Source organism: Mesorhizobium sp. Arg314, from assembly GCF_053714275.1.
In genome coordinates, this window is sequence record NZ_JBSKBP010000047.1 from 19564 (window position 1) to 33168 (window position 13605).

The window sequence follows — 13605 nt, forward strand, 5'->3', positions numbered from 1 at the left end:
CTTGGGACCAACCCGACAGTCGCACCGGCCGCCACCTCTTTCAGTCGACGGTGATTTCGATGACGCGCGGCTTGCCGGCTGCGCGGGCACGCTTCAGCGCGTCGGCAAGGCGGCCGACCTCGGCCAGCCGCTCGGCCTCGATGCCATAGGCCTCGGCGAGCTTGCAGAAATCCGGCGGCGCCGGCGACACGCCGACCGGCTCGACGCCGACATCGAGCATCGAGGTCTCGATCTCGCGATAGCCGCGATTGTTCCAGACGACGAAGATCACCGGCGTTTCGGCGTCAAGCGCGGCGCCGATCTCCGGCAGGGTGAACTGGAAGCCGCCGTCGCCGGTAAGGCACACCACCGGCGCCTCCGGCACGGCAAGTGCGGCGCCGATCGCCGCCGGCGGACCGTAGCCCAGCGCGCCGAAGCCGGTCGCGGCGTTGAACCAGCCGCCGGGACGGTCGTGGTCGTAATAGAGGTTGGCGGCATAGATCGGCTGGGTCGAATCGCCGACGATGATGGCGCCCGGCAGCACGTCGCGGATCGTCTCCACGGCGCGAACCTGCGCCAGATACTCCGGCTTCAGCTCGGCCAGCGCGGCCTTCCGTGCGGCGGCCGCACGGGCTTCGCCGTCTTTGGCCGCAGGATGACCCGGCCCGATCGCAGCAAGCAAGGCCTCGATCCCTTCGGCGCAATCCGCCTGGATGCCGACCGTCACCGGACGGCGGGCGATCTGGTCGGCGCCGATATCGATACGGATCAGGTTCTTCGGCAGCACGAAGCCACCATCGCCATAGCCGTCATAATCGGTCGGGCCGAATTCGGTGCCGGCCGCGATCACCAGATCGGCGTCGGCCATCAGCGCGCGCACGGCCTCGAGGCTGGGGCTCGCCGGCACGCAAAGGGGATGGCCATGCATGAGGCCGCGCGCATTGGCGGTCTCGACCACGGGCGCGCCAAGCGTCTCGGCCAGACGCCGCAACGCAGCGTCGGCCTTCTTGGCGCCGCCGCCCGAAAGGATCAGCGGGCGGCGGGCAGCCTGGCAAAGCCGCGCCGCCTCGGCGATCGCCGCCGCATCCGGGACGGGCGGCGCGGCATTGCTCAGCGCTGCCGCGACGCCGTCGGCGGGTTTCACCATGACATCGGTGGGGATCTCGATATGGACCGGCCCCGGCCGCGCCGACGAAAACAGCGCGAAGGCGCGGGCGAGCGCGCCCGGCAGTTGCTCGGCCTCGGTGACACGCTCGGAAAACAGCGCAACCTTTTCCATCATGCCGCGCTGATCGGGCAGTTCATGCAGGAAGCCCAGTCCCTTGCCGAGTGTGTCGGTGGCGTTGACGCCGGAGATGACCAGCATCGGCACCGAATCGGCGCGCGCCTGGCCCATGGCGGTGATGGTGTTGGTGAGGCCCGGCCCGGTGATGACGAAGGCGACGCCCGGCCGGCCGCCGGCCCGCGCATAACCGTCGGCCATGAAGCCGGCGCCCTGTTCGTGGCGCGGCGTGACATGACGGATCTTCGAGCGCGCCAGGCCGCGATAGAGCTCCACCGTATGCACGCCCGGAATGCCGAAGACGGTATCGACGCCATGTGCTTCGAGCAGAGTGATCAGCGCTTCGCCGATGGTGGTCATTGCTTTTTTCCCCTTTCCTGAGCGAGGCCGAGTTCGGCCTCGACAGCCTTGATGCCAATCGCCGCCAATTGGCCGGGCGAGAACATCTCGCCGGCCAGGCAGCCTTCGATCCAGAGCCCGTCGATGATCGCATTGATCGCGATGGCATGGTGGCGCAGCTCGCTCGCGTCGGTCTTGCGCTGTTCGGCGGCGAGCACTTCGGCCACAACCGCCTCCACCTCGTTGCGAAAGCCAAGATAGCCTTCGCGGTGGGCGCGGGCGAGCGTCGGATCCGCGCTGGCGCGGCCGAGGAAGGTTGCCCAGAGCGAAAACACCCGCTGGTCGATGATCGGCGCATTGAGGTTGGCGGTGACGAAAGCCGCAAGGCGTCGGCGCGGCGAGGCATCTTCCATGACCAGCGCCGCTTTCGCCTGCTCGGTCATGCGGCCGACCAGCGCCGTATAGGCTTCCTGCAGCAATTCTTCCTTGCCGGGGAAATAGTGCCGGATCAGCCCGGCGGTGACGCCGGCACGCAACGCGATGGTGCGCAAGGTGGCGCCCTGCAGGCCATATTCCGCCACGCAGTCCAGTGTCGCATCGATCAAATCCTGCCGCCGCCGCTCCTCGCCCTCGCGGCGGAACTTGCGGCGCGCGTTCATTGGCGCAGGATCGGGCGCGTCAGGCATGTCGGCCCGCCTTCGCAGGCGATGCACAGCGCATCCGCTTCGAATATCTCAACCTTGCAGCCGGCGGCTTCCATCGCGGCTTTGGTCCTGGGAAAGCCTGCAACGGCAATGACCTTGAGCGGGCTGGTCGGCAGCACGTTCAGGCTGAGGCCGTTGGAAGCGGCGAACTCTTCGGCGTCGCCTTCGACCAGCCGGATGCCTCGCGCCTTCAGCATCTGATAGAACGGGGCCGGCAAAAGCGGTGAATAGACCAGTGCGAGGTCGTCGGCCAGCGGGCTGATCACCGACATCAGATGCAGGCACGCCTCTTCGCCCTGCCACAGCGGCAGATCGAAGCCGTAGACGGAAATGCCCAGCGGCGTCAGCAGATTGGAAAGCTGCTGGATGCCTTCCTGGTTGGAGCGGACACCGCGCCCGATGGCCAGCGTGCGGGCATCCACCCATACGCAATCACCGCCTTCGACCTGACCGGGAGCCTCGACGCGGCCGAGGATCGGAATGCCCAGTCTTTTGTAGGTCTCCTCATGCAGCGAGGGCTCCCTGGCACGCAACGGCTTGCCCATGGACAGGATCAGCGCGCCGCGGTCGGTCATCAGCGATGGGTCGTGCGTGAACACCGATTCCGAAAGTGCGTCGGCCTTGTCCTCGATCCATTCGATCTGGGCGCCGGAAGCCGCCACCAGTTCGGCAAGGACCGCGTGCTGCGACGCTGCTTTCGCCGGATTGAATCCCGGGCCATAGTGCCAGACAGCCCCGTCGGCGTCGCGCATGGCGTTGGCCGCCGACCGCATCAGCACGCGCCGCAGCGGCGCCGCCATGGATTGTGATCCGAAAGCGCTCATCGATACCCTTTTAAGATGAAAAAAATCGTGAAAATTTCATGAAAGGCTATTTATACACTTGCACAACAAGGCCGCAAGTGCCGTAATGAGCGGGATTGACGGGCTCGCGCTGTCGGGTCCATGCTGCAGTCTGGAGTGGGACAATACAGCGTATGTTGATTAGCCGGATGGACGTTCGACGAACTGCCGTCGCCCCTATAGAGGTCACCCGGTGAGCGCTGTGGGAGCTGCCGCAGCCCCATCCGGCGAGGCGCAAGGCGGCGCCGCCGAAGCCATCCATGTCGAAAACCTGCACAAGAAATTTGGCCAGCTGCACGTGCTGAAAGGCGTTTCGCTGTCGGCGCGCGACGGCGAGGTGGTCGCCATCATCGGCGGCTCCGGCTCCGGCAAATCGACGCTGCTGCGCTGCATCAACTGCCTGGAAAACCCGACCAGCGGCATCATCCGGGTCAATGGCGAGGAGATCAAGCTCAAGGCCGACAGCCACGGCCACACCGTTCCGGCCGACCGCAGGCAGATCGAGCGCATCCGCTCCCGGCTCGGCATGGTGTTCCAGAATTTCAACCTGTGGAGCCACATGACGCTGATCGAGAACGTCATCGAGGTTCCGGTGCATGTGCTCGGCGTCAAGCGCGACGAGGCGATCGCCCAGGCTGAGAAGCTGCTGGCCCGGGTCGGGCTGGCGGAGAAGCGCGACGTCTATCCGGCTTTCCTGTCCGGCGGGCAGCAGCAGCGCGCCGCGATCGCCCGGGCGCTGGCTATCAATCCGCGCGTCATGCTGTTCGACGAGCCGACTTCCGCGCTCGATCCCGAACTGGTCGGCGAGGTGTTGAAAGTGATCGGCGACCTGGCGCGCGAGGGGCGCACCATGGTGCTGGTGACGCATGAAATGAAGTTCGCCCGTGAGGTCGCGACGCATGTCGTCTACCTCTACAACGGGCTGGTCGAGGAAGAAGGGTCGCCGGAACAGTTGTTCGGCGCGCCCAAATCCGAAAGGCTCAAACAATTCCTCCGCAATGTCGGCTAGGAGCCGGCATCAAGCGGGGCGAAAACCGGGAACAACAACAAACTGGGAGTCCTGACATGAAGACTGTTCTCAAGACATTCGCCGCCGCGCTGCTTCTCGGCGTTGCAGCGATGGGTGGCGTGGCCAAGGCCGAGCAGGTCAAGATCGGCGTCGCCGCCGAGCCTTATCCGCCCTTCACCTCGCCCGATGCCAGCGGCAAATGGGTAGGCTGGGAGATCGACTTCGTCGACGCCGTCTGCGCCGAGGAGAAACTCGACTGCGTGATCACGCCGGTTGCCTGGGACGGCATCATCCCGGCGCTGACGACCAAGAAGATCGACGCCATCGTCTCTTCCATGTCGATCACCGACGAGCGCAAGAAGACGATCGACTTCTCGGACAAGTACTACAACACGCCGACCGCGATTATCGGGTCGAAGGACCAGAAGTTCGGCGCCACGCCGGACGATCTCAAGGGCAAGGTGATCGGCGTCCAGGTCTCGACCGTGCATGCCGTGTACGCCAAGAAGCACTTCACCGGCGCGCAGGAGATCAAGGAATACCAGACCCAGGATGAAGCCAACCAGGATCTGGCCGCCGGCCGTATCGACGCGGTGCAGGCCGACTCGATCGCGCTCGGCGAATTCCTCAAGTCGGACCAGGGCAAGGCCTGTTGCGACCTCAAGGGCATGGTGGCCCCGGACGACGAGGTGCTTGGACCGGGCGTCGGCGCCGGCATCCGTAAGGAAGACACAGCGCTCAAGGAAAAGTTCAACGCCGGCATCAAGGCGATCCGCGCCAACGGCAAGTATGACGAGATCTCGAAGAAGTACTTCGACTTCGACATCTATGGCGGCGCCCCGCAGTCGAACTGAGCCCTCTTGCGAATGAGTGAGGGCATGGCGCCCGCGCCATGCCCGACCTTGCCACGCATGCCCGCCGCTGGCCTGGCCGCCAGCGGCTTGCCAGCAGCAATCCGGGGGCGAAGCTGATCGACACCTTTCTTCCGGCCTCCGCGGCCGGCATCATGGAACTCCTGTCGCCCGTGGCGCCCGGCTGGGGCGGCACGCTGCTGGTCGGCCTGCTGCATTCGGTCGAGATCGCCATAGGCGCCACCTGCCTCGGCCTCATGATCGGCACCGCCGGCGCCTTCGGCAAGCTTTACGGCGGCCCGGTGACGCGCGACCTGCTCGCGGTCTATACGACCGTCGTGCGCGCCGTGCCGGAACTGGTGCTGATCCTGCTGCTCTATTATGCCGGCACCGACCTCATCAACCAGGTGCTGACGGCAATGGGCTACAGCCGTGTCGACATCAGCGGGCTAGCGGCCGGCATTTTCGTGCTGGGCTTCGTCCAGGGCGCCTATTCGACGGAAGTCATCCGCGGCGCCATCCTCGCCATCCCGCAAGGCCAGATCGAGGCCGCCCGCGCCTACGGCATGTCGCCGGGCCTGATGCTGCGACGCGTCACGGTGCCGGCGATGCTGCCCTTCGCCATCCCCGGCCTGGCGAATCTGTGGCTGATCGCCACCAAGGACACCGCGCTGCTCGCCGTCGTCGGATTCTTCGAACTGACGCTGGCGACGCGCCAGGCGGCGGGCGTCACCAAAGCCTACCTGCTCTTCTACCTCGCCGCCGGTGCGCTTTATCTTGCCTTGTCGCTCTTCTCCAACCTGATCATCGGCCGCGTCGAGGCCTGGTCTCGGCGCGGCATGCCCTCCGTCAAGGAGGCGCGCTGATGTCGGCCGAAGCCACCGCGATCAACATGGCGGCGCGCGCCTCGATCTGGCTCAAGCCGCACCGCATCGTTCTGATCCTGATAGCCTTGGCGCTCATCCTCTGCGCCGCCTTCTTCATGCGCTGGAACTGGCTGCCGCAATATTGGGAAATGGGGCTGATGGGTATCTGGCGGGCGCTCTGGCTGCTCGCCGTCACCTGCGCGCTGGGCTTTGCGCTTGCCGTGCCGCTCGGGCTCGCCCAGGCCGGCGGACCGATCTGGTTCTCGGCACCGGCGAAGGTCTTCTGCACCATCATCCGTGGAACGCCGCTGCTGCTGCAGCTGTGGCTGCTCTATTACGGCCTCGGCTCGATCTTCCCGCAATATCCGTGGATCCGCGAATCGTGGCTTTGGCCGTATCTCAGGCAGGCCTGGCCGTACGGTGTGGTGGCGCTGACCTTCTCCTTCGCCGGTTATGAGGGCGAAGTGATGCGCGGCGCCTTTGCCGGTGTGCCCAGAGGCCAGCTCGAGGCCGCCCGCGCCTTCGGCATGAGCCGCTGGAAAATCTTCCGGCGCATCTGGCTGCCGCAGGCCTTCTACCGAGCGCTGCCGACGCTGACCGGCGAGACCGTGCTGCAGCTGAAGTCGACGCCGCTGGTGGCGACGATCAGCGTCATCGACATCTTCGCCGTCTCCTCCAAGGTGCGCCAGGACACGTATCTGACCTACGAGCCTTTGCTGTTGCTGGCGCTGATCTATATGACGATCACCGGCATCCTGGTTTTCGTCTTCAGTCGGATAGAGGCTCGTATCCCGGTCAAGATCGGGTAAGTGAGTAGTGAATAGTGAGTGGTGAGCAGTGGGCCGCTTGCTGGTTTTCCACTACTGACTACTCCCTACTTTCCTACTCAATCAGGAGCAGCCCTGATGCAACTCACTCTCGACCAGGCAACAGGCCTATGCCGCATGGCCGCGCTCGGCGCCGGCGCCAATGAGGAGGCGGCACAATCGCTTGTCGCCTCCATCATCGCAGCGGAGGCCGAAGGCTTGTCTACGGTGGGGCTATCGCATTTCATCGACTATCTGGAAGCGCTCGAAGCTGGCCGCATCGACGGCAACGCCGAGCCGGTGATCACCCGGCCGGCGCTCGCCGTCTATCTCTCCGACGCGCGCGGCGGGCTTGCCCATACCGGCTTCGACCGCACGATCGACGACCTGGTAAAGGCGGCGAAGCTGTTCGGCGTCGCCATCTTCTCGCAGAAGAACGCCTATACCTGCGGCGCGCTCGGCTATTTCACCGGGCGGCTGGCGGAACAGGGACTGGTCTCCTTCGCCGCCACCAACGGACCGGCGGTGCTTGCCGGCTCAGGCTCGATCAAGCCGGTCTATTGCACCAATCCAATGTCCTTCGCAGCGCCCGCCGCCGACGGGGCGCCGCTGGTCATCGACCAGTCGTCGAGCGCCACGGCCTTCGTCAACATCCGCAAGGCGGCCGAGGACGGCAAGAAAATCCCCGAAGGCTGGGCGCTGGATGCCAGCGGCAACACGACCACCGATCCGGCGGCGGCGATGAAGGGCGCGATGCTCGCCTTTGGTGGCCAGCGCGGCGCCAACATCGCGCTTATGGTCGAGGTGCTGGCGGCGGGCATCTCCGGCGCAAACTGGTCGCTCGACGCGCCCTGGTTCTCGGGCGGACCGGACAGCCCCGGCACCGGCCTCTTCGTTCTCGCCATCGAACCCAAGCTGCTCGATCCGGAATTCGAGCGGCGCATGAAGGACCAGCTCGACCGGCTGCGGCGGCGCTATGGCGTGCATATTCCCGGCCGCTCCCGCGCCGAGAACGCGGAGAAGGCAAAGGCGCGCGGGATCGCCACGTCCAAGGCGGTGGTGCAGCGCATTTCGGAATTCGCCGAGCGTTATTCGGCCTGAATTTCGCGCGCGATCGAACCTTTAGCGGCCCTGACACGACCCATCTGCGGCACCCCACGCCGCGAGCCGCCTGGTTGGCTTCGTTCGGCTCGCGGTTGGCGGCGCCGCGCCGGGCGTTCAGGGCGGAGGCGGGCGTGCTTGCTTCACGCCACCTTGATACCGTCTCAGGTCAGGTCGCCTCGTTGGACCCTGTTTCGGCGTGGACACTGCCCGGAAAACCCTGCTTCGGCAGGGTTTTCTGCATTTTCGATCACGTTTCCGGGCGGCAATCCCGGCCTTCTTCGTGATCCGCGGCGGCAGTCGCCACTCGGTCGACGCGCCCACATCGGCAGGGGCTTTCCGGACGATGCAAAACAAGCAGCGGCGACCTCCGGTCGCTCTTTGCCTTTGGCGAGAAACGGATTAAGAAACGGCTTCAGCCAAGCATTTTCGCGCGCGGAGCCAGTCATGACCGAAATCCTGCAGACCCCCAAGCTCGTCGTCGTCTTCGGCGGCTCGGGCTTCGTCGGTCGCCATGTCGTGCGGGCGCTGGCCAAGCGCGGCTACCGCATCCGGGTCGCCTGCCGGCGGCCCGACCTTGCCGGCCATGTCCAGCCGCTCGGCAATGTCGGCCAGATCCAGCCCGTGCAGGCCAATGTGCGCGTGCGCTGGTCGGTCGACCGCGCCGTGCAGGGCGCCGACCATGTCGTCAACCTGGTCGCCATCCTGCATGAAACCGGCCGCCAGAAATTCGGCGCCGTGCACGATTTCGGCGCGCGCGCCGTCGCCGAGGCCGCACGCTCGGTCGGCGCCGGCCTCACCCAGATCTCGGCGCTCGGCGCCGATCTCAATTCGCCGTCCGACTATGCCCGCACCAAGGCACTCGGCGAAAAAGCCGTGTTCGACACGATCGGGGACGCCGTCATCTTCCGGCCGTCGATCAATTTCGGGCCGGAGGACAGCTTCTTCAACCGCTTCGCCGGCATGGCGCGCCTCTCGCCCATCCTGCCGCTGATCGGCGGCGGGCAAACGAAATTCCAGCCGGTCTATGTCGGCGACGTCGCCGAAGCGATCGCGCGCTCGGTCGACGGCAAGGTCAAGGGCGGCGAGATATATGAGCTCGGCGGGCCGCAGGTGCTGACCTTCAAGGAATGCATGGAAGAGCTGCTCGCGGTCATCGACCGCCGGCGTCTGCTGGTGCCGGTGCCGTGGTGGGTGGCGAACATCCAGGCGTCGATCCTCCAGCTTCTGCCCAATCCGCTCCTGACCAAGGACCAAGTGCTGCAACTGCGCGCGCACAACGTCGTTTCGGACGAAGCCGCCAAGGCCGCCAGGACGCTTGCCGGGCTCGGCATCCAGCCGCAGGCGATCGCCACGATCCTGCCGAGCTATCTCTGGCGCTTCCGCGCCGCAGGCCAGTTCCAGCAGCGCCGGCCGATCGCCGACCGCTAACAAAAGCTCAGGCGCGGCGGGAGACCTGCATCGGCAGGCCGCCCTGCGGCTGCGTGGTGAGCTTCTGCACCGGCCATGGCCGGGTCTCGGCCGTCGCGTCGAAGCGGAAGCGCGACAACAGGATCGCCAGTGCGATGATCGCCTCCTGCATGGCGAAGCTGGCGCCGATGCAGACGCGCGGGCCGGCGCCGAAGGGCAGATACTGGAAGCGGTCGATCCTGTCGCGATTTTCCGGATGGAAACGCTCCGGCATGAAGGCGTCCGGCCTGTCCCATAGCTTGCGGTGGCGATGCACGACCCAGGGCATCACCAGGACCGCGGCATATTTCGGGATATAGAGACCGTTCCAAGTCTCCGGCTCGATCGGCTCGCGGTTGATCGAAGGCGCCGGCGGATAGAGCCTCAGCGCCTCCTCGAAAGCTGCCCGGGTGAGCGGCATGGCATCCAGCCATTTCGTCGGATCGGGCTCGCGCGCCAGCACGGCGTCGATCTCTTGCTCGACCTTGTCGCGTTCCCAGGGCGCCTCGGCGAGGCAATAGATCGTCCAGCCGAGCGCCCGCGCGGTCGTCTCATGGCCGGCGCCGATGAAGGTGATGATGTTGTCCTCGACTTCCGCGCGGGTCAGCCCGTCCGGTCCCTCGGCCCGCAGGAGAAGCGTGAGAAAATCCTGCGGCACGCCGTCCGGATCGCGCTTCATCCGTTCTTCGCGCATCCTCACCGTACCGGCAACGATGTTGCGGAAATAGGCCATGGTCTTGCGGCCGCGGAGGCGCGTAAGGCGCGGCAGCCATTCGGGCGCCCGCAACAGGTCGAGCGGATCGACGCGGCCCATGGTTTCGAACAGGCGGTCGATCTCCCCGGCGAAGCTGCCGGGTTCGCCGGCGATCTCGCCGGAAAACAGCGTCTCGGCGAGGATGTCATAGGTAAGCAGCGTCATGTCGTGGGCGATGTCGGACATGCCGCCGGCCTCGTAGCGGCTGACGAATTCCAGCGTGCGTCTCAGCATCGGCTCGGCGAAGCCGAAGATGTGGCGCGGCGTGAACACCGGCGCCATCGCCTTGCGGGAACGCTTCCACACTTCGCCCTCGGCGGTGAGCAGGCCGTCGCGCAGGATCGGGCGCAGGATCAGCTGGCGGACCGTCGCCATCTTGTAGTTCTTGGCGTTGTCGATCAGCACATGGCGGATGAGGCCGGGATCGTTGGCGACGATCAGATGTCCACCAACGCCATTCGCCGAAATCCAGGGCTCGTTGTAGGTGTGCTCGCCCCACAGCTCGAGGGGATTGCGGTAGACGATGCGCATCATCTCCAGCGTCGAGGGCGGCGTGGTCCGCGGCTTCGGCGCGGGCGGCACAAAGGGGACGGGCTTGGTGTCCATGATGCGTCAAATGTAGTGCCCGATGAAGCGGACGTCCATGTGACCGTCCGCAAGGACGATGCTCGACGGATTGTTCCGCTGGAGCTGGGCGCTGAAGACGCTGCGCACCGCCGCATAGGCGCGAAAATTTCCCCAGAGAACGCGGTTACGAGGCTGCGCTTCGGGGCGGCTTTCGCAATCGGTCGTCCCCATGGACGCGCCAGTATCTCGTGCAGGCGTGGAAGGACCTTGCCGCCAAGCCGGCAAAATGCCCGCAAACCTTGGAAAAGCAGCCGTTTGCGCCTATATCTAGGACATCAAAACGGCGCGATTCGGGGCCATTTTTCCGCGTTGTATCAGCGCCACCAATCAGACAGGTTTTCATGAGCGACCAGACCGAGAGCGCCATTGGCGCGGAAGCCGAGTACGGCGCCGATTCCATCAAGGTTTTGAAGGGGTTGGATGCCGTGCGCAAGCGGCCGGGCATGTATATCGGCGACACCGATGACGGCTCGGGCCTGCATCACATGGTCTATGAGGTGGTGGATAACGCCATCGACGAGGCGCTGGCCGGCCACGCCGACCTCGTTTCGGTGACGCTCAATCCCGACGGTTCCGTCACCGTCATCGACAACGGCCGCGGCATTCCCACCGATATCCATTCCAGCGAGGGCGTCTCGGCGGCCGAAGTGATCATGACGCAGCTGCATGCCGGCGGCAAATTCGACCAGAACTCCTACAAGGTTTCCGGCGGCCTGCACGGCGTCGGCGTGTCGGTGGTCAACGCGCTTTCCGCCTGGCTCAAGCTCAAGATCCGCCGCAACGGCGAAATCTTCGAGATGGGCTTCACGCATGGCAATGCCGACGCGCCGCTGAAGGTGACCGGCAGCTACGAGCAGGACAAGCAGCCCGGCACCAACGAAGGCCGCAGCGGCAGCGAAATCACCTTCTTCCCGTCGGCCGAGACCTTCACCATGGTCGAGTTCGACTACGGCACGCTGGAGCACCGGCTGCGCGAGCTCGCTTTCCTCAATTCCGGCGTGCGCATCATCCTGACCGATGCGCGCCATGCCGACCTCGTGCGCCATGAGCTGCATTATGACGGCGGCCTGGAGGAGTTCGTCAAATATCTCGACCGGGTGAAGAAGCCGCTGATCGAAACGCCGATCGCCATTCGCGCCGAGCGCGACGGCATCACCGTGGAAGTCGCTATGTGGTGGAACGACAGCTACCACGAGAATGTGCTGGCCTTCACCAACAACATCCCGCAGCGCGACGGCGGCACCCATCTGGCCGGCTTCCGCGCGGCGCTGACCAGGCAGATCACCGGCTACGGCGAATCTTCCGGCCAGACCAAGAAGGAAAAGGTCTCGCTGACCGGGGACGACTGCCGCGAGGGCCTGACCGCCGTTCTCTCGGTCAAGGTGCCGGACCCGAAATTTTCCTCGCAGACCAAGGACAAGCTGGTTTCGTCCGAGGTCCGCCCGGTAGTCGAAAGCCTGGTCAACGAGGCGCTGGGCACGTGGCTGGAAGAGCACCCGAGCGAAGGCAAGGTGGTGGTCGAGAAGGTGATCCAGGCGGCGGCAGCGCGCGAGGCCGCGCGCAAGGCGCGCGACATCACGCGCAAGAGCTCGCTCGGCGTCACCTCGCTGCCCGGCAAGCTTGCCGACTGCCAGGAGCGCGATCCGGCGAAATCGGAAATCTTCATCGTCGAGGGCGACTCGGCCGGCGGATCGGCCAAGGGCGGGCGCTCGCGCCAGAACCAGGCGATCCTGCCGCTGCGCGGCAAGATCCTCAATGTCGAACGCGCTCGGTTCGACCGCATGCTCTCCTCCGACATGATCGGCACGCTGATCACCGCGCTCGGCACCTCGATCGGCAAGGACGAGTTCAACGCCGACAAGCTGCGCTACCACAAGATCATCCTGATGACGGACGCCGACGTCGACGGCGCCCACATCCGCACGCTCCTGCTCACCTTCTTCTTCCGGCAGATGCCGGAGCTGATCGAGCGCGGCCACCTCTACATCGCCCAGCCGCCGCTCTACAAAGTGACGCGGGGCAAAAGCTCGCAATATCTCAAGGACGAAAGCGCCTATGAGGAATATCTGATCGAGTCGGGGCTGGACGAGGCTTCGCTTGTACTTGCCTCCGGCGAGGTGCGGGCAGGACAGGATCTGCGCAGCTCCGTCGACGATGCGCTGGCGGTGCGCCAGCTGATCAACGGGCTGCACACGCGCTACAACCGCAGCGTCGTCGAGCAGGCGGCGATTGCCGGCGCGCTCAATGCCGACGTGCTTGCCGATCTCGGCCGCGCCAACGCCATGGCCGAGCGTGTCGCCCGGCGGCTCGACATGATCGCCGAGGAGACCGAGCGCGGCTGGACCGGCCGGCTGTCGACCTCCAATGACGGTTCCGGCGGTTATGTCTTCGAACGCACCGTGCGCGGCGTGAAGGATGTGGCGCAGCTCGATGCCGGGCTGATCAATTCGGCCGATGCGCGCCAGCTCGACCGCTACGCGTCGCGCCTGGCGGAAGTCTATGGCGAACAGCCGAGCTTGCGCCGCAAGGAGAGCTCGGAGCTGCTTTCGGGGCCTCTGGCGCTGCTCAACGCGGTGTTCGCCTCCGGCCGCAAGGGGCTCACCATGCAGCGCTACAAGGGCCTTGGCGAGATGAATGCCGAGCAGCTCTGGGAAACCACTCTGGATCCGAATGTGCGCTCGCTGCTGCAGGTCAAGGTCAACGACGCGACCGATGCCGACTCGCTGTTCTCGCGGCTGATGGGCGACGAGGTGGAACCGCGGCGCGAGTTCATCCAGGACAACGCGCTGTCGGTGGCTAATTTGGACATCTGAGCGGAATCCGGGGCCGACAGTTTTCCGCAACAAGAAAGCCCGACCACGTCGGGCTTTTTTTGCGGAAGCTGCGGCTGATCAATGATCCATGGCCTTGACGATTTCCTCGGTCATCTTCTTGGCGTCGCCGAGCAGCATCATGGTGCCGTCCTTGTAGAACAGCGTGTTGTCGATGCCGGCATA

13 protein-coding genes are annotated in these 13605 nt (G+C 65.5%); 7 read left to right on the forward strand and 6 right to left on the reverse strand.

Annotated features, from left to right (window positions below; genetic code table 11):
• Positions 1 to 40: 40 nt before the first annotated feature.
• The 3 genes from ACWGS9_RS29570 to ACWGS9_RS29580 are packed head-to-tail and all read right to left on the reverse strand — an operon-like array spanning position 41 to position 3128.
• On the reverse strand, positions 41 to 1621 hold the full coding sequence (locus ACWGS9_RS29570; protein WP_454508563.1) for a 5-guanidino-2-oxopentanoate decarboxylase: 1581 nt from the start codon (positions 1619 to 1621) through the stop codon (positions 41 to 43).
• Positions 1618 to 2286 (reverse strand): TetR family transcriptional regulator C-terminal domain-containing protein, encoded by a 669-nt coding sequence (locus ACWGS9_RS29575; protein ID WP_454508564.1) that lies wholly within the window; start codon positions 2284 to 2286, stop codon positions 1618 to 1620. The genes ACWGS9_RS29570 and ACWGS9_RS29575 overlap by 4 nt, the downstream gene beginning before the upstream one ends.
• Complete coding sequence (locus ACWGS9_RS29580) at positions 2256 to 3128, reverse strand: dimethylarginine dimethylaminohydrolase family protein (RefSeq protein ID WP_454508565.1); 873 nt, start codon at positions 3126 to 3128, stop codon at positions 2256 to 2258. The genes ACWGS9_RS29575 and ACWGS9_RS29580 overlap by 31 nt, the downstream gene beginning before the upstream one ends.
• A 211-nt stretch (positions 3129 to 3339) precedes the next feature.
• Here ACWGS9_RS29580 and ACWGS9_RS29585 point away from each other — a divergent pair, with 211 nt between their 5' ends.
• The 6 genes from ACWGS9_RS29585 to ACWGS9_RS29610 all read left to right on the forward strand — a co-directional run bounded on the left by ACWGS9_RS29585 (position 3340) and on the right by ACWGS9_RS29610 (position 9210).
• The gene (locus tag ACWGS9_RS29585; protein ID WP_454508566.1) at positions 3340 to 4155 is read left to right on the forward strand and encodes an ABC transporter ATP-binding protein; all 816 of its coding nucleotides are present in this window, start codon (positions 3340 to 3342) and stop codon (positions 4153 to 4155) included.
• Between the two features lie 56 nt (positions 4156 to 4211).
• Entirely contained in the window at positions 4212 to 5009 is a 798-nt protein-coding gene (locus tag ACWGS9_RS29590) for a transporter substrate-binding domain-containing protein (RefSeq protein ID WP_454508567.1), read from the forward strand.
• 152 nt (positions 5010 to 5161) lie between these two features.
• Positions 5162 to 5872 carry an ABC transporter permease gene (locus ACWGS9_RS29595; RefSeq protein WP_454508573.1) on the forward strand — a complete coding sequence of 237 codons (711 nt, stop codon included), beginning with the start codon at positions 5162 to 5164 and terminating at the stop codon, positions 5870 to 5872.
• On the forward strand, positions 5872 to 6681 hold the full coding sequence (locus tag ACWGS9_RS29600) for an ABC transporter permease (RefSeq protein WP_454508568.1): 810 nt from the start codon (positions 5872 to 5874) through the stop codon (positions 6679 to 6681). The genes ACWGS9_RS29595 and ACWGS9_RS29600 overlap by 1 nt, the downstream gene beginning before the upstream one ends.
• A gap of 96 nt (positions 6682 to 6777) precedes the next feature.
• The gene (locus ACWGS9_RS29605) at positions 6778 to 7779 is read left to right on the forward strand and encodes an Ldh family oxidoreductase (protein ID WP_454508569.1); all 1002 of its coding nucleotides are present in this window, start codon (positions 6778 to 6780) and stop codon (positions 7777 to 7779) included.
• A 447-nt stretch (positions 7780 to 8226) separates the two neighbouring features.
• Positions 8227 to 9210, forward strand: coding sequence for a complex I NDUFA9 subunit family protein (locus ACWGS9_RS29610; protein WP_320213007.1), 984 nt, complete (start codon positions 8227 to 8229; stop codon positions 9208 to 9210).
• 7 nt (positions 9211 to 9217) lie between these two features.
• Here the strand turns inward: ACWGS9_RS29610 and ACWGS9_RS29615 are convergent, their stop codons facing one another.
• A complete protein-coding gene (locus tag ACWGS9_RS29615; RefSeq protein WP_454508570.1) occupies positions 9218 to 10588 on the reverse strand; it encodes a cytochrome P450 in 1371 nt (456 codons plus the stop codon).
• A gap of 6 nt (positions 10589 to 10594) precedes the next feature.
• Positions 10595 to 10780: a hypothetical protein gene (locus ACWGS9_RS29620; protein WP_454508571.1), complete on the reverse strand. Its 186-nt coding sequence runs from the start codon at positions 10778 to 10780 to the stop codon at positions 10595 to 10597.
• Between the two features lie 170 nt (positions 10781 to 10950).
• Here ACWGS9_RS29620 and gyrB point away from each other — a divergent pair, with 170 nt between their 5' ends.
• A complete protein-coding gene (gene gyrB / locus ACWGS9_RS29625; RefSeq protein WP_454508572.1) occupies positions 10951 to 13422 on the forward strand; it encodes a DNA topoisomerase (ATP-hydrolyzing) subunit B in 2472 nt (823 codons plus the stop codon).
• 78 nt (positions 13423 to 13500) lie between these two features.
• On the opposite strand, the gene ACWGS9_RS29630 is transcribed toward gyrB, so the two are convergent.
• The coding region (locus ACWGS9_RS29630; RefSeq protein WP_454508574.1) for an NAD(P)(+) transhydrogenase (Re/Si-specific) subunit beta at positions 13501 to 13605 on the reverse strand (105 nt) is incomplete at its 5' end.

Coding starts and splice junctions, on each gene's coding strand:
- ACWGS9_RS29570 (WP_454508563.1), bottom strand. CDS start 1,621: ATGACCACCATCGGCGAAGCGCTGATCACTCTGCTCGAAGCACATGGC.
- ACWGS9_RS29575 (WP_454508564.1), bottom strand. CDS start 2,286: ATGCCTGACGCGCCCGATCCTGCGCCAATGAACGCGCGCCGCAAGTTC.
- ACWGS9_RS29580 (WP_454508565.1), bottom strand. CDS start 3,128: ATGAGCGCTTTCGGATCACAATCCATGGCGGCGCCGCTGCGGCGCGTG.
- ACWGS9_RS29590 (WP_454508567.1), top strand. CDS start 4,212: ATGAAGACTGTTCTCAAGACATTCGCCGCCGCGCTGCTTCTCGGCGTT.
- ACWGS9_RS29595 (WP_454508573.1), top strand. CDS start 5,162: ATGGAACTCCTGTCGCCCGTGGCGCCCGGCTGGGGCGGCACGCTGCTG.
- ACWGS9_RS29600 (WP_454508568.1), top strand. CDS start 5,872: ATGTCGGCCGAAGCCACCGCGATCAACATGGCGGCGCGCGCCTCGATC.
- ACWGS9_RS29605 (WP_454508569.1), top strand. CDS start 6,778: ATGCAACTCACTCTCGACCAGGCAACAGGCCTATGCCGCATGGCCGCG.
- ACWGS9_RS29610 (WP_320213007.1), top strand. CDS start 8,227: ATGACCGAAATCCTGCAGACCCCCAAGCTCGTCGTCGTCTTCGGCGGC.
- ACWGS9_RS29615 (WP_454508570.1), bottom strand. CDS start 10,588: ATGGACACCAAGCCCGTCCCCTTTGTGCCGCCCGCGCCGAAGCCGCGG.
- ACWGS9_RS29620 (WP_454508571.1), bottom strand. CDS start 10,780: ATGGGGACGACCGATTGCGAAAGCCGCCCCGAAGCGCAGCCTCGTAAC.
- gyrB (WP_454508572.1), top strand. CDS start 10,951: ATGAGCGACCAGACCGAGAGCGCCATTGGCGCGGAAGCCGAGTACGGC.